At 58.9% G+C, this 15,965-nt stretch carries 13 protein-coding genes; 7 read left to right on the forward strand and 6 right to left on the reverse strand.

Annotated elements, in window-relative coordinates; genetic code table 11:
• Positions 1-89 precede the first annotated feature (89 nt).
• Entirely contained in the window at positions 90-521 is a 432-nt protein-coding gene (locus GFS31_RS04445; protein WP_410503855.1) for a YlqD family protein, read from the reverse strand.
• A 26-nt stretch (positions 522-547) separates the two neighbouring features.
• Positions 548-2,515 (reverse strand): long-chain fatty acid--CoA ligase, encoded by a 1,968-nt coding sequence (locus tag GFS31_RS04450; protein ID WP_198807056.1) that lies wholly within the window; start codon positions 2,513-2,515, stop codon positions 548-550.
• A gap of 272 nt (positions 2,516-2,787) precedes the next feature.
• Here GFS31_RS04450 and GFS31_RS04455 point away from each other — a divergent pair, with 272 nt between their 5' ends.
• Positions 2,788-3,993 (forward strand): argininosuccinate synthase, encoded by a 1,206-nt coding sequence (locus GFS31_RS04455; RefSeq protein ID WP_198807057.1) that lies wholly within the window; start codon positions 2,788-2,790, stop codon positions 3,991-3,993.
• Positions 3,994-4,052: 59 nt separating this feature from the next.
• On the opposite strand, the gene GFS31_RS04460 is transcribed toward GFS31_RS04455, so the two are convergent.
• Entirely contained in the window at positions 4,053-5,255 is a 1,203-nt protein-coding gene (locus tag GFS31_RS04460; RefSeq protein ID WP_198807058.1) for a site-2 protease family protein, read from the reverse strand.
• A gap of 106 nt (positions 5,256-5,361) precedes the next feature.
• A complete protein-coding gene (gene psaK, locus GFS31_RS04465; protein ID WP_263974901.1) occupies positions 5,362-5,634 on the reverse strand; it encodes a photosystem I reaction center subunit PsaK in 273 nt (90 codons plus the stop codon).
• 103 nt (positions 5,635-5,737) lie between these two features.
• Between psaK and GFS31_RS04470 the strand changes: the two genes are divergently transcribed.
• Positions 5,738-6,406 (forward strand): phosphoribosylanthranilate isomerase, encoded by a 669-nt coding sequence (locus tag GFS31_RS04470; RefSeq protein WP_198807059.1) that lies wholly within the window; start codon positions 5,738-5,740, stop codon positions 6,404-6,406.
• A 243-nt stretch (positions 6,407-6,649) separates the two neighbouring features.
• Here GFS31_RS04470 and GFS31_RS04475 read toward each other — a convergent pair whose 3' ends face one another.
• Complete coding sequence (locus tag GFS31_RS04475) at positions 6,650-6,793, reverse strand: chlorophyll a/b-binding protein (protein WP_198807060.1); 144 nt, start codon at positions 6,791-6,793, stop codon at positions 6,650-6,652.
• Between the two features lie 294 nt (positions 6,794-7,087).
• Here GFS31_RS04475 and ilvC point away from each other — a divergent pair, with 294 nt between their 5' ends.
• Complete coding sequence (gene ilvC / locus GFS31_RS04480) at positions 7,088-8,083, forward strand: ketol-acid reductoisomerase (RefSeq protein WP_198807061.1); 996 nt, start codon at positions 7,088-7,090, stop codon at positions 8,081-8,083.
• Between the two features lie 274 nt (positions 8,084-8,357).
• Here ilvC and acnA read toward each other — a convergent pair whose 3' ends face one another.
• Entirely contained in the window at positions 8,358-11,039 is a 2,682-nt protein-coding gene (acnA, locus tag GFS31_RS04485; RefSeq protein WP_198807062.1) for an aconitate hydratase AcnA, read from the reverse strand.
• Between the two features lie 515 nt (positions 11,040-11,554).
• Between acnA and nrdR the strand changes: the two genes are divergently transcribed.
• From nrdR to GFS31_RS04505, 4 genes are all read left to right on the forward strand, one after another.
• A complete protein-coding gene (nrdR, locus tag GFS31_RS04490; protein ID WP_198807063.1) occupies positions 11,555-12,100 on the forward strand; it encodes a transcriptional regulator NrdR in 546 nt (181 codons plus the stop codon).
• A gap of 214 nt (positions 12,101-12,314) precedes the next feature.
• The gene (locus GFS31_RS04495) at positions 12,315-13,286 is read left to right on the forward strand and encodes a 30S ribosomal protein S1 (RefSeq protein WP_198807064.1); all 972 of its coding nucleotides are present in this window, start codon (positions 12,315-12,317) and stop codon (positions 13,284-13,286) included.
• 15 nt (positions 13,287-13,301) lie between these two features.
• Positions 13,302-14,066, forward strand: coding sequence for an HAD family hydrolase (locus GFS31_RS04500; RefSeq protein WP_198807065.1), 765 nt, complete (start codon positions 13,302-13,304; stop codon positions 14,064-14,066).
• Between the two features lie 190 nt (positions 14,067-14,256).
• Positions 14,257-15,939, forward strand: a complete 1,683-nt coding sequence (locus GFS31_RS04505) for a DUF697 domain-containing protein (protein ID WP_198807066.1) — start codon at positions 14,257-14,259, stop codon at positions 15,937-15,939.
• Positions 15,940-15,965 lie beyond the last annotated feature (26 nt).

Consider the following 15,965-nt stretch of genomic DNA (forward strand, 5'->3'; position numbering starts at 1 on the left):
GGCGAGAAAACCTCGCCCCTACGGTTTTTGGGAAAATTGATCCAGCGTCGTCAGGATTCATTCAGATTGTCAGCAAATCTAGGAGACGCCTAGAGTTCGCCTCGGATGGCTTCGATGATGCCATCGCGAATCAGGATTTCGACCTGGAGCTTTTGCACCAGGTTATCTCCTTCGGAAACGTTGAAGAAGCTTTCTACTTTGCCCTGTTCCACTTCCACTTCCATCTCCAGGGTTTGCACCTGCTGGAGTTGTTGGAGGGTTTGGTTCTTTTGCTGAAGTAGTTTGCTCTTGTCCTGGTTTAGACGATTCTGCACATCAGCAATTTGCTGCTGAATGCTAACGTTTCCGGGTTCAGATTCGCCCTGCTTTTGCAGTTCGCTGACGACCCGCTGGCCCTGCATTTCCAACTGCTGAAGTTGGCCATCAATTTGATTGATTTGACCTTGCAGTTGCTTTTGGGCTTCTTCCTTCCACAGCGGTGTCACCACAGCTTTGATGTTGACAACACGCTTGAGAAGCAATGTTTTCTTGTCCTCCATAACCCCGCCTATACAAACATAGCGTCAATCATATCGCGATACCGTTCAGTCACCACGGGGCGACGAACTTTTAAGGTTTGTGTAAGCAATCCATTTTCAATGGAGAAGGGTTCGATCACCAGGCGGAAGGGGCCAATGCGGTCGTCGGGCCGATAGCCGGGACGGTTTTTCACCTGACGCACCATTTCGTCGCGCAGGAGCTTTTGGATGCGGTCGTCCTCTAGGGTGATGGTGCCCATGCCCTCGGGTACGGGGGTTTCATCCCCTGGAATGGCGATGAAGAGGGACTGGCTAGCGGCCCAGGCTTGCAGGGCGTCCACATTGGGCACCACCAGGGCACCGAGGGATCGCTGATCCTGCCCCACCACCATAATTTGGTCGATGTAGGGGCTGCGGATGCAGGCGTCTTCGATGGGCTGGGGTTCGATGTTTTCGCCGTTGGTGAGGACGATGGTGTCCTTGGCCCGTCCGGTGAGGACGACGTTACCGTCTTTGCTAATCCAGCCCAGGTCGCCCGTGTCGAACCAGCCTTCGGGGTCGATGGCCTTTTGGGTAGCTTCGGGGTTGCGGTAGTAACCCTCCATCACCTGCGGCCCCCGTGCTAGGACAAGACCTTGACTGCCCTGGGGGACTTCCTGGCGGGTTTCCAAATCCACCACCTTGATTTCGGTGAAGGGGATGGGTTGCCCCGCCGCGCCGCGCAGGTTGCTCCAGGGGCGACGGGCGGAGAGGACGGGGGCGGTTTCCGTGAGGCCGTAGCCCACCAGCAGGGGTACGCCGATAATTTCAAAGAAGCTGTCAATGTGCCGCGCCAGGGAGCCGCCGCCGCTGATCAGTTGCTTCACCTCACCCCCGGTGGCTTGGCGCACCTTGCCGTAGACCAAGGCTTTGCCCACTTGGTGCAGGGGCCACAGGGCCAGGGCGGCGATCCCCGAACTCAGTCGCTCCACGGTGGACAGGTTGGGGGCGTCGATTTTCATGTCCTGGTAGCGCCAGAGGTGGGTGACGTAGCGCTCGCTGAGGCCGAAGCAGGTGAAGATCAGCTTTTGCTTGCCAGGGCTCTGCTCCCGAAACTGCTTCTGCGCCCCTTCATAGATGGATTCCCACAGGCGAGGCACCCCCACCATGTACTGGGGTTTGGTGCTTTTTAGATCGGTTTTGAGGTGGCGAATGTTGCTGTAGATTTGGCTGCACCCATTGGACAGCAAAAAGTATTCCGCCGTGCGCTCGAAGCTGTGCCAGGAGGGCAAAATCCCCACCACTCGATCCCCTGGTTCGGGCTGCACCACCGACCGCAGGGTGTTGATTTGGTGCAGCAGGTTGCGATGGCTCAGCATCACCCCCTTGGGCTGGCCCGTGGTGCCGGAGGTGTAGATCAGCGTCGCCAAGTCCTCCGGTTTAATGGTGACGGGGGTGTAGGGGTGCTCCTGCCCTAGGGCCATCAGTTGGCTAAAATTCAGGATTTTCAGCCGTTCATCGGCGGGCGGTTCTTCGTCAGACAGCAGAATCACCAGGGGAATGGGCAGGGACTCCAGGCGATCCCCCAGGCGCTTCAGCAGGGCGACGTTCTCCACCACCAGCATCGTACTTTCGCTGTGTTCGGCAATGTAGAGCAGTTCCTCGGTGTCGGCGGTGCCACTCCGCACGGCATCCATGCCCCCGGCGGTCATAATTCCCTGGTCGGCAATGAACCAGCGGTGGCTGTTATCGGCAAACAGGGCCACATGGGTACGGTTTTCAATGCCCAAGGCCTGCAAGCCGCTGGCAAAGGTGCGGATGGCCTCCCCCAGTTGCCGATAGGTGAAGGTGGCGGCGGGTTTGTAGTGGGGGTCGTTGAGCGCCACGATGTCGCCATATTTTTCCGCCACAATGGGCCAAATCTCGTGGAGAGCCTGGAGGTGTTCGTAGGGGTTTTGGGCCGACAGATAGGCCCGATCACGCTGGCGAACTTCTTGCAGGGCGTCACTAAGGGTCATGGGGGGGCACCAATAATAACGATAAGATACCGAGGGAGTCACAAAAGCGGGTTGGGCTAATCCTACCGCAGCCTTGCTTTAGGCTAGCCATCTGTAGCCTAGCGATCTGTGGTGCCGGATAAATCCCTAAAAGAACCAGATATTCAACTGGATTGGCCTGGAAATGCCTCCCATTCCCCCAGCGATGTCATCGGATCTTGCTAAACCAGTGTGAGCCAAGGCAAGAAACCGTGGATAATATTACCCCTGTAATGCAATAGCAGGGATTGACCATGGGTCGCGCAGAGAAAGTTGTTTTAGCCTATTCCGGTGGGGTGGATACCACCGTTTGTATTCCCTACCTGATGAATGAATGGGGCGTGAAGGAGGTCATCACCCTCGCCGCCGACCTGGGCCAAGGGGATGAACTGGAACCCATTCGCCTCAAGGCGCTCACCGCCGGGGTGAAGGAGTCCCTAGTGGCCGACCTGACGGAAGAATTCATCACCGACTACGCCTTCCCCGCCATCCAGGCCAACGCCCTCTACGAAAACCGCTACCCCCTCTCCACCGCCCTGGCCCGTCCCCTGATCGCCAAGGCCCTGGTGGAGGCGGCAGACCGCTACGGTGCCGATGCGGTGGCCCACGGCTGCACCGGAAAAGGCAACGACCAGGTGCGCTTTGATGTGGCCATCGCCGCCCTCAACCCCGGCCTGAAAGTCCTTGCCCCCGCCCGTGAGTGGGGCATGGGTCGCGAAGAAACCATTGCCTACGGCGAAAAAATGGGCCTCGCCTTCCCGGTGAAAAAATCTAGCCCCTACAGCATCGACCGCAACCTGCTGGGCCGCAGCATCGAAGCTGGCCCCCTAGAAGACCCCATGAACGAACCCCTAGAAGAGGTGTTCCTCATGACCCAGGCCATCGAAGCCACCCCCGACCAGCCGGAATACATCGAGATCGGCTTTACCAAGGGCATCCCCACCCACCTCAACGGTGCCGCCCTAGCTCCGGTGGAGCTGATCACCCAAATTAACGACATCGCCGGACGCCACGGGGTAGGCCGCATCGACATGGTGGAAAACCGCCTGGTGGGGATCAAATCCCGCGAAATCTACGAAGCCCCGGCCCTGCTGGTGCTGATCGACGCCCACCGCGATCTGGAAAGCCTCACCCTCACCTCCGATGTTACCCAGTACAAGCGCGGCATCGAAGAAACCTACAGCCGCCTAGTCTACAACGGTCTCTGGTACAGCCCCCTGAAGCTGGCCCTGGATGCCTTCATTCAGCAAACCCAGGAGCGCGTGACGGGCACCGTGCGGATGAAGCTGTTCAAAGGCAACGCCCGCGTTGTAGGCCGCAAGTCTGACCTGGCCCTGTACAGCGAATCCCTGGCCACCTACAGTTCCGACGACCAGTTTGACCACAAGGCCGCCGAGGGCTTTATTTACGTGTGGGGTCTGCCCACCCGCGTGTGGTCTGAAAAAGTGCGCGAGGGCTAGACCTCCAGCCTGGATTGGCCCCCGATGGCTTGAGACCATTCGGGGGCAGAGGGAGGGGGCTAGTCGTCGGCAACGGTACGGGCAATGGCCGCTAACTGAAGGCCGGGGGGATAGGCACCCTCTTCTTTGATGCGCTGAATCATCGCTGGGGCGACGCCCAGCCCAAGGCGGTCGGCAATGGCGCGGACGATGTCTCCCCGGTCAAGCACGCCTGCCACAGCGTCGGCGGGGGTGAGGACCGTGAGGCGGGGTAGGGCAAGATCCTCTAGTTTGGCGATTACCTCGGTGAGGGGGGTGGTTTCGCGCACGGAGGGAATGGTGAGCAGGGGTTGGGCGATGTCCTGGAGGGTGCGCTGGTTCCACTGGCCGCGCTCAATGGTGCGGATGGAATCAATGCTGACCAGGCCCCGATAGCGCCCCTCGGAGGCGGCAAAGTAGACGGGGGGATGCTGATCCTCTAGCAGATAGGCTTCGGCAAAGTCGCGCAGGCTGGTGTGGGCATCCACCACCCGAAAATCGCGCCCCATGGCATCGGCGGCGGTGAGGGCTAGCATGGCCTCTTGCAGACTGGTGACTTGCTGGTAGGCGGCGGCGTTGCGGAGGGCAAACCAGCCAATGGCGGCAATCCACAGACCAGAATAGTCTTGGTTCAGCAGCACTCGTCCGAGGCCCAGGGCAATGGCCAGCCAGCCCAGAATTTGCCCCGACCGCGCCGCCCAGCGAATTCCCTGCATCCGGCTGTTGGTCATTTTCCACACCACGGCTTTCAGCACTTGGCCCCCATCCAGGGGCAGACCGGGAATGAGGTTAAACAGCGTTAGCACCAGGTTAATGTAGGCGACGTTCATCAACACGACGGTGATGGGCTGGGGTAAACTTACCCCCTGCACCAGGATGGACAGCAGTACAAAAAGTCCAAAACTCACCAGCGGCCCTGCGATGGCGACCTTCAGGGCTCCCCAGGGGGTTTTAGATTCGCGATCAATGGAGGCAATGCCTCCAAAGAGAAACAGCGTGATGGAGTTGACCCCGATGCCCTGCACCTTGGCCGCAACGCTGTGACCCAGTTCGTGGAGCAGCACTGAGCCAAACAACAGCAGCGCCATGGCAAAGCCCATCACCCAGGCCAAGTCTCCCCACGCCGTCTGCCATTCAGGGTTGATCCCGTTGGCGAGGGTAATCAAAGCCAGGATGATGAACCAAGAACGGTCGATAAAGAGGGGAATACCAAGAATAGACCCCACGCGCCAGCCAGATTGCATTGCCAAATCCTCTGAAGAACACCCCCTCACCCGGTCAACTAGGGGACAGAGGGAGGGAGAGATGTTCCTATTCTAGACAACTGCCTGGAAGAGCACGACAGACGCTCTACAATAGGCCCGCGTTGCCTAGGCCCAAAATCATCCCAGCGCCCAGGATGTGGCCCAAGCTACCGATGGCAAGTAATTCGGGCAGGCCAAAGCCCTCAAACACCATGGGCAGGCTGACGGGCAGGGCAGGCCCCACCCCAGGCCGCTGGATGGCGTATTTGCCAATGGCCAGCACAAACAAATTGCAGGTGATCATAATCAGCGCCACCTTAAAGGACCATTCGGCGGTGGTGGGGGTGGTGAAGGCCATGAGCAGTGCGGTATTCAGCAATGTTATGTCTCCCAACTAAAGCAGTTTTGAATCATTCTGGATTATAGGAAGCCGTAGAATCGAACTGGTGGAATGTTCAATAGAGTTAACATGTAGGTCGAGTATGCAGGTCAAAATTTGCGGCATCACCCAGGTCGATCAAGCCTTGGCTATCGCGCATCTGGGGGCCACTGACCTCGGGTTTATCTGCGTGGCCCAGTCTCCCCGCTACGTTGCTCCGGTTGCTATTGCCGCCCTGCTCAAAGCCCTCGCTGCCGATGGTTGGATGGGGGGTACCGTGGGCGTTTTTGCCAATGCCGAGGCTGAGACCATCCTTGAGGTGGTTCATCAAACGGGGCTCAATACCGTCCAACTCCATGGGGCTGAATCCCTGGAGTTCTGTCAGGCGCTGCGCCAAGCCCTGCCTCAGCACCGCATTATCAAAGCGATTCGTGTCCGCACCCCGGCAGATCTTGACCAGGCGCTTGCCTATGCCGACCCGGTGGACGCGCTCCTACTCGATGCCTACCACCCCGATCAGCTCGGTGGCACTGGGCTTACCCTAGACTGGCAGGCCCTTGGCACCTTTGTTGCGCCCTGTCCTTGGTTCCTGGCGGGGGGGCTGCGTCCCGATAATATTCAGCAGGCTCTCCGCAGCCTCCACCCCTACGGCATTGATCTGTCCAGCGGCGTTGAAACCTGCCCCGGCGTAAAAAACCTGGCTTTGGTAAAACAACTATTTGATCAGCTACACCGCTTGGGGATGGCTGACTCTAGGGCCACTCCTGCCTAGGGTGGGGGCCTCAATCCTTCGTTCAGCCTCCTCCCTAGGCAGCTATGCTGAACTGCGTTCGGAAGCCTTAGCCTGCTGGGGTGCTTGGCCTAGTGTGTTGCTCCCCACAAGAAAGGGTCAACGAGGATCGACGAAAAAGGGAAGCCCATCGGACTTCCCTATCATCTTTGATTATCTTAAGTGATGACCTTTCAGGAACCTATGCCATCGTCAGATCAAAACCTAGCGATGGGTAGGTGAAGATTACATCAAACCAATCTGAGACAAAATCCCTTGGCCAGTGAGCAGTTCGGTAGCTACACCGATCACGAAGCCCAGCATTGCCAGACGGCCATTCCAGGTTTCAGCAAAAGCCACAAAACCAAACTTGCTGTCGTTGCTTTCCATGGCAGATAACTCCTAATGGATAGAGGGCAAACAATTCAATATCCTTGTAAACTAAATTAACATAATTTTTCTGAAGTGGCAGGGCGTCAGCATAACTTTTTCTCGATGGTAGAAATAACAGACGCCTATGGATAGCATCGCCACCCGATGTCGGGGGCTATTCGGTGGGGCCGACGGAACGAAAGGCTAGCGCTCAGGTTTGATTCTCCTCGGTCTGACCATTCCTCATTTTGGTAAGATCATAGACTGGCAATCTCAATGCCCCAGCCTCAGAAGAACAAGGAGACTCAATCCATGGCCCGCATGTATTACGACAGTGACGCCAACCTAGACCTACTCAACGGCAAAACCGTGGCCATCATCGGCTATGGTTCCCAGGGCCACGCCCACGCCCTCAACCTCAAAGACAGCGGCGTCAATGTCATTGTGGGCCTCTACGAAGGTAGCAAATCCACCGCCAAGGCCGAAGCCGAAGGGCTAACCGTGAAGCCCGTGGCCGAAGCCGCCAAGCTGGCCGACTGGGTGATGATTCTGCTGCCCGACGAAGTGCAAAAGACCATCTACACCGAAGCCATCGCCCCCAACCTAGAGGCGGGGAACGTGCTGCTGTTTGCCCACGGCTTCAACATCAACTTCGGCCAAATTGTGCCCCCCGCCAGCGTGGACGTGGTGATGGTGGCCCCCAAAGGCCCCGGCCACATGGTGCGCCGCACCTACCAAGAGGGCCAAGGTGTCCCCTGTCTGTTTGCCGTCCACCAAGACGCCACCGGGCAGGCCCGTGATCGCGCCATGGCCTACGCCAAGGGTATCGGCGGCACCCGCGCTGGCATCCTAGAAACCACCTTCCGCGAAGAAACCGAAACCGACCTCTTCGGCGAACAGGTGGTGCTGTGCGGTGGCCTTAGCGAACTGATCAAGTCTGGCTTTGAGACCCTAGTGAACGCTGGCTATCAGCCCGAACTGGCCTACTTCGAGTGTCTCCACGAAGTGAAGCTGATTGTGGATCTCGTCGTGGAAGGTGGCCTCGCTGAGATGCGTCGCAGCATCTCCAACACCGCTGAGTACGGCGACTACACCCGTGGCCCCCGCATTATCACCGACGAAACCCGCGCCGAAATGCGCAAGGTGCTGAAGGAAATCCAAACCGGACAGTTTGCCCGTGAATTTGTGCTGGAAAATCAGTCCGGTAACGCTGGCTTTACTGCCATGCGCCGCCGCGAAGCCGAGCACCCCATCGAAGAAGTGGGCAAGGATCTGCGGGCTATGTTTAGCTGGCTGAAGAAGGTCTAAGACCAATTCCTAGACGGGTCTCTTCTGCCTTTACCCTATCGGCCAGGAGATGTGTAGCAGCAGAACCCGCTAAGGCTTGCCAAGACTGGGTTCTGCTGTCTCCGACCTCTTGCCGATATACACGTCCATGCCGGACTCAAGAACTGGTGTGATTGGGGGTGTGTCAATGTTCCTCAAGCAGCAGAACAGGTTTGCCCAACAGGTGATCAAACACAAGGGGCGCACTCTGAAAAAGTGCGCCCCTTGTGTTTCGGCTATGCAGTCCTCTGGGGCGTTAAGCGGCGAGGAGCTGGCGCAACACGTACTGCAAAATGCCGCCGTTGAGGAAGTATTCCACTTCATCGAGGGTGTCGATGCGGCAGAGGAGCGGCACGTCGGTACTGGTGCCATCGGCGCGATGAATCACCAGATTAACGGTCATCCCAGGCTGGATGCCGCCGCTGAGACCCTTCAGATCGAAGGTTTCGGAACCATCCAGGTTCAGCACCCCGCGATGGGTGCCCTCTGTGAACTGAAGCGGCAACACGCCCATACCCACCAGGTTGGAACGGTGGATGCGCTCGAAGCTCTCGGCGACGACGGCTTTCACCCCTAGCAGGCGGGTGCCCTTGGCGGCCCAGTCGCGGGAGGATCCGGTGCCATATTCTTTGCCCGCGATGACGATCAGGGGGGTGCCCTCGGCCTGATACTTCATCGAGGCATCGTAAATGGAGAGGGTTTCGCCATCGGGCATGTGCTTGGTGACGCCGCCGGAGGAGCCGGGTACCATCTCGTTTTTCAGGCGAATGTTGGCAAAGGTGCCGCGCATCATGATTTCGTGGTTGCCCCGCCGAGAACCGTAGGAGTTGAAGTCCGCCGCGACCACGTTGTTGCCCACCAGGTAGTGACCCGCCGGACTGTCGGCCTTAATCGCCCCTGCCGGGGAAATGTGGTCGGTGGTGATGCTGTCGCCCAGGATGGCTAGGGGACGGGCACCGAGGATGTCGCCGAAGCTCTGATCGCTGGTGCTGGCGGCCATCTCCACAAAGTATGGCGGATTTTGCACGTAGGTGCTTTCGCCCTGCCAGGGATAGGTTTGCTGCTCCACGGTGTCGATTTGCTGCCAGCTTTCGGTGCCGAGGAACACGTTGCTGTAGCGGCTGCGGAACATTTCGGGGGTGAGCGCCTGGGCCATGACTTCCTGGATTTCGGCGGCGCTGGGCCAGATGTCCTTCAGGTAGACGGGATTTCCGGCGGAATCTTGGCCGATGGGGTCGCTCTTCAGGTCGATGGCCAGGTTTCCGGCGATGGCGTAGGCTACCACCAGGGGCGGCGAGGCCAGGTAGTTGGCCTTGGTGTGGGGGCTGACGCGGCCCTCAAAGTTGCGGTTGCCAGAGAGGACGGCACCCACGACCAGATCGTTTTCATCAATGGCGCTGGCGATGGGGGCGGGCAGGGGCCCAGAGTTGCCGATGCAGGTGGTGCAGCCGTAGCCCACCAGGTTAAAGCCCAGGGCATCGAGATCCGCTTGCAGGTTGGCTTTTTCCAGATAGTCGCTCACCACCTGGCTCCCCGGTGCCAGGGAGGTCTTCACCCAGGGCTTCACGGACAGCCCTTTCTCGCGGGCTTTGCGGGCCACCAGACCTGCCCCAATCATCACCGAGGGGTTGGAGGTGTTGGTGCAGCTCGTGATCGCCGCAATCACCACATCGCCATCGGTGAGGGGATAGTCGGCCCCCGCCACGGGCACGGAGCGCTTCTCGGCGTAGTCCTTACCGCTGAAACCGGGGAAATCTGCGGTCTTGAACTGGTTGGCCAAGTCCGACAGACGCACCCGATCCTGGGGACGCTTTGGCCCTGCCAGGGAGGGTTCCACCGTGGCCAGGTTGAGGGAGAGGCTGTCGGTGAAGACGGGGTCGGGGGTGTTGGCATCGCGCCACATGCCCTGGGCCTTGGCGTAGGCTTCCACCAGGGCAATGCGTTCGGGGTCACGCCCGGAGAACTCCAGATACTTCACGGTTTCGGCATCGATGGGGAAGAAGCCGCAGGTGGCACCATACTCTGGGGCCATGTTGGCCAGGGTGGCCCGATCCGCCAGGGTGAGGTGATCTAGCCCGTTGCCGTAGAACTCCACAAACTTGCCCACCACGCCCTTGGCCCGCAGCATTTGCACCACGGTCAGCACTAGGTCAGTGGCGGTGGCTCCTTCCGGCAGTTGCCCGGTCAGCTTAAAGCCCACCACTTCGGGAATTAGCATGGAAATGGGTTGACCCAGCATCGCCGCCTCGGCCTCAATGCCGCCCACGCCCCAGCCCAGCACCGCCAAGCCGTTGATCATGGTCGTGTGGCTGTCGGTGCCCACCAGGGTGTCGGGGTAGGCTTGGGTTTCGCCGTCCACGTCCTTCGTCCACACCACCTGGGCCAGGTATTCCAGGTTCACCTGGTGGCAAATGCCCGTGCCGGGGGGCACCACCCGGAAGTTATCAAAGGCATTCTGCCCCCAGCGCAAAAAGGCGTAGCGTTCGTGGTTGCGCTCAAATTCCTTCTCCACGTTTTCGCCAAAGGCATGGTCGCTGCCAAAGGAATCCACCATCACCGAGTGGTCAATTACCAAATCCACCGGAGACAGGGGATTGATCTTATTGGGATCGCCGCCCAGATTCACCATGGCATCGCGCATGGCGGCGAGATCTACCACCGCAGGCACCCCGGTAAAGTCCTGCATCAGCACCCGCGCCGGACGGTAGGCAATTTCCCGATTAGAGGTCTGGGTTTGCAGCCAAGTCGCAATGGCTCGTACATCCTCCGCCGTCACCGAGCGCCCGTCTTCGTAGCGCAGCAGGTTTTCCAATAGCACCTTCAGGCTAAAGGGCAAACGGCTGACATCACCTAGGCTTTTTTCCGCTTCGGGCAGACTATAAATCGTGTAGGTTTTGTCCCCAACGGGCAGGGTGGTTTTGGCGTTGAAGCTATTCACAGGGGTGCTCTCTCCGGTTGCGATTATGCGATTTAGCGGGGGATTTAGGGTACTTGTAGCGCAGCACCTAAACCCCAAACGATGCGATCTTACCCCGTCTTCAGTAAATTACTGTAAACCCCGTGGCGAAATCCTGACGGTCTGACAAAGGATTCTGCGTTGGGTGCGAAAACCGCGCCCCTACAGCATTGGACTCCCGTAGGGGTCAGGTCTCCTGGCCCTTCGACAAATAGGGACTCTAGCAAGTTTTGTCAGTCAACCAGGACGAAATCAGTCCCCCATATCGGGCCAAAAGAAATCGAATCAGAATAACTTACCGATTTGGGCAGAATCTATTTAATATAGAGAACAAGTTATGGTTTTGTGAATCGCTAGAAAATCTGCCGTTTCGGTCAATTTCTAGGTTCTGATTCTGGATTTTGAAGGTCGCCCCGGTTTGCCATCATCAGCGTCGATGCCTCAGCCCATCGAAACTCGGGGATCAGGGCGAATTGTCCTCCCTTGGGGGTGTGTCTATGCATTGTCCTTTTTGCCAACATCCCAATAATCGCGTGCTAGAATCCCGTGCTGCCGAGTCGGGGCGCAGCATTCGGCGACGGCGAGAATGCCTCCAGTGTGAGCGACGCTTTACCACCTACGAGCGCATCGAATACGTCCCGGTGACGGTGATCAAACGCAGCGCCGATCAAGAATTATTCGACCGTTCCAAACTCCTGCGGGGCATTGTGCGGGCCTGCGAAAAAACCCCGGTTTGCTCCCAAGTGATGGAGGGCATTGTTGATGACATTGAGGCCGAACTGCAACAGCGCCACCATCGAGAAGTCAGCAGCGCCGAAATTGGCGAAATGGTGCTGACCAAACTGCGCCCCCTCAACGAAGTCGCCTTTGTCCGGTTTGCCTCCGTTTATCGCCAGTTCCAGGGCATCCGCGACTTTACCGACACCCTCAGCCAGCTCCAGGATGTTGAGTCCTCGGTGTACGAGGAAGATCGTCCCCCGTCGGAGGGGAACCAGGCCGCAGAATCTCCGCTGACCTACCCCGCTCCCGCGTTGTCTTCCTAAAATCCCCAGGCCTGCCCCGCCCGGAATCTTTCAAAACCCCTCTTCAAGATCATGGCCCCATCGGTTATAATCGTAATCCTGTGGGTTTATCGGGCTGTCTCGGGCCGATGCATTTTGTGTACGGTACGAGCCTCCATATCACTGAGTCGATTGTTTTGTACGTCTGCACAGAAAACCGCAGTATTTACGGAGAAAACCTTAGGAAAACACTAGCATGCTCAATCAGGACGTAAAGGACACGGGAATCGGGTTTACACACGAAGACTTTGCTGCACTGCTGGACAAGTACGACTACCACTTCAATCCTGGCGACACCGTGACCGGGACTGTGTTTAGCTTGGAGCCCAGAGGTGCCCTGATTGACATCGGTGCTAAAACGGCAGCTTATCTGCCCATCCAAGAAATGTCCATCAACCGCGTGGATCATCCCGAAGAAGTGCTGCGCTTCAACGAAACCCGCGAGTTCTTCATCCTCACCGACGAAAACGAAGACGGTCAGCTCACCCTGTCCATCCGCCGGATTGAGTACATGCGGGCCTGGGAACGGGTACGTCAGCTCCAGCAAGAAGACGCCACCGTGCGCTCCGGCGTGTTTGCTACCAACCGAGGCGGTGCCCTGGTGCGGATCGAAGGTCTGCGCGGCTTTATTCCCGGTTCCCACATCAGCACCCGCAAGCCCAAGGAAGACCTGGTGGGCGAAGATCTGCCCCTGAAGTTCCTGGAAGTGGACGAAGAGCGCAACCGCCTGGTGCTCAGCCACCGTCGTGCCCTGGTAGAGCGCAAGATGAACGGTCTGCAAGTGGGCGAAGTGGTGCTGGGTGCCGTGCGCGGCCTCAAGCCCTACGGTGCCTTCATCGACATCGGCGGCGTCAGCGGTCTGCTGCACATTTCCGAAATTTCCCACGACCACATTGACACGCCTCACAGCGTGCTAAACGTCAACGACGAAATCAAGGTCATGATCATTGACCTGGATGCCGAGCGCGGTCGGATTTCCCTATCTACCAAGCAGCTTGAGCCGGAACCGGGCGACATGGTGAAGAACCCCGACCTCGTGTTCGACAAAGCCGAGGAAATGGCTGCCAAGTATCGCGAGAACCTGCGTAAGCAAGCCGCCGAGAAGGAAGCCGCCCTCCACGGTGAAGAGGTTTACGAGGACGAGGAAGCCGCCCTCGCCGTTGACTAGGGTTAGCGGTTATCCGTGCTCCGTTGTGGTCAGCGGTTTCTGCCAGGGGTAAATGCCGTCATTTTTGACAAGGACGGCACCCTGGCGGATTCACGGCAATTTCTCATTAAGTTAGCCCAAGCGCGTAGTCAGCGCTGTGCGGATGTCGTCCCTCGTGGGTCACATTCAGCCCGAACATCGCCAGGGGATCTCGTTATGGATCTCTTGGCGATGTTTGGTATTACGGACACCGCCATGAACCCCGATGGGCTGATGGCGGCGGGGACTCGGCAATCAAATATTGAAGCGGCGGTTCAGGTATTGCGACGGGCGGGCATTCCAGCCAACGAAGCCTTAGAAGCTTGGGTGTCCGAGCAGTTTGACCTAGCAGATCGGGATCTGATTCCTAAGGCGCGTCATACGCCGCCCTTCCCCGGCACGGGGGCGATGCTTCAGCGCCTTAAGCAGGGTGGGCTGAAAATCGGCGTATTGTCCTCCGATGGCGGAGCTAACGTCGCGGAGTTTTTGCGTCACCATCACCTCATGACCTGGGTAGACGACTGGCAGGGCACCGAGGCTCACGAGCCGCCCAAGCCCGCCCCGGATTTGCTGTATCGCCTGGGTCAGCGGATGGGGGTGGAGGTCGCCCATACTGTAATTGTGGGGGACAGTTGGGCCGACCATGCCCTGGCCCAAAATGCCGGAATCCCTTTTATTTCAGTGTCTGACGCCTGGGGCCGACCGCCCATCGCAGGGGCAGATTTTGTGCTTCACACCTGGGACGACTTGAGGACAGCTTGAGGGACGTGGGAGCCAGCCTTGAGAGAGTCCCGCTCTGATAACCACCCCGTTCTGGTGGCGATAATGGGCGGATGACTACGCCCTCCAGGTAAGGTCGTCCCCACTGGATAGGGGGTAGACCGTCTGCCACAATGGAGAGCGGCAGCAGGTTTGGGCCAGCTTTGTGTTTCAGGTTGAGGTAGGCAGCGCCATGGCAGTGAAGCAATTCCTTTGGAAGCGCCCGTTGGTGGTGGGTGGGCTGGGCCTGTCGGCCTCCCTGTGGTTACTGGAGGCGTCCCACCTCAGCGCGTTTGATGGTTCTACCTGGCTCAGCGCCTTGGCTTTAGGGTCTGGGGTTTGGTGGTGGCGGCAGCGAACGTCTGGGTCGCCCGCCAGTCCTCGACCTGTCGCCGCTCCGGTGGTAGATCGGGCTAGGGTAGAAGCCCAGATTGGAGACCTGCGCAGCCTGATTGAGACCCTCGCAAAAGAGACCGCTTTCATCCCAGAATCAGAGGTGCCAGCCTTGGTTGTTGGCATCCCAACTCGGATGGCAACCTACGAGGCCCAGTGTCAGGCGTTGGCCCATGCTCTAGACCGTACCAACCTGACGGGTGTGGTGCTAGGGGAACGGCGCAGCGGCAAAAGTACCTTGATTCAGCACCTCACCACAACATCGACAGGCTCCCTTGCGGCCCATCGCGAGGGCGATGAGAACGTTACCAGTTGCCCAGTCGTCACCTGGACAGAAGTTCTCCCTGTTGAGTCGGCCCTCATTCCATCGGGGGCGGTGGAGCCCAGCCCGACTGAGTTCAACCCGGCTGAGTCCAACCTTGATGCAGTGCCAGCCGCCCTCGACGCTGCCGATGTGGTGCTGTGGGTGACGGATGGCGACCTGACGGCGTCGGCCCTGGGGCAGCTTCGGCAGCGGGTGATTGCCGGACAGGGCGTAATCGTAGCCTTCAATAAAACCGACCATTACGCCCCTACGGATCGGCTAACGGTGCTTACTCAACTTCAGCGCCAGGGCGAGAGCCTTCCCGGATCGGTGAAGGTGGTGGCGGTGGCGGCCAACCCTCGCCCCATCACCGTGCGGCGGCATCAGGCAGAAGGGGGCATGGAGGAATTTCAGGAGGCCGTACCGCCCCAACTAGCCGACCTGGATCAGGCATTGTCTGAGGTGCTTCAGCAGGGGCCAACCTGGGTGGCGGCAACCACGCTGCGCCAAGGGGAAGCCCTACGCCAGCGGATTCAGCAGGACATCAATCAGGTGCGTCGCCAGCGGGCGATGCCGTTGATTGATCAGCTTCAGTGGGTGGCCGCTGCCGCTGCCTTGGCCAACCCTGTGCCCACCCTAGATGTCTTGGCCACCGTGGCCATCAACGGCCAGTTGATGATGGACTTGGGCAAAATCTACGGGTTCAATCTTTCTCTGGAGGACGCCAAGGCCGCTGCCTCCACCCTGGCCGGACTCACTGTAAAACTGGGCCTGGTGGAGCTCTCGACCCAGGCGCTAACCCTGGTGCTCAAAAGCCACTTTGCCACCTACCTGGCCGGAGGCATGGTACAGGGGCTCAGCGCCGCCTACCTCACCCGCATGGCTGGGCTGAGCCTCATCGACTATTTCGAGCAAGCTGCCCTGGCAGGCACCCCCACCCAAGCCCTGTCTTGGGACGCCATTGCCCAGCGGCTATCCACCGTCATTCAGCAAAATCGCCAGATCGGTTTTCTGCAAAACCTGGTAAAACAGGGCATCAGTATCCTCCAACCCGCCCAAACCCCAGCCCTGATGACCGCGACAACCCAGGAACCCCTTTCCCTCACTGTCCCTGCCCCCGAACCCCTCACCGTCTCCGCCCAACCCGTCCAACCCGCTCCCCTTCCCCTCAACCCCTAACTCCCTTACTCCCTACTCTCCTCCCC

It is taken from the genome of Leptolyngbya sp. BL0902 (assembly GCF_016403105.1).
In the GTDB taxonomy this organism is placed as follows: domain Bacteria; phylum Cyanobacteriota; class Cyanobacteriia; order Phormidesmidales; family Phormidesmidaceae; genus Nodosilinea.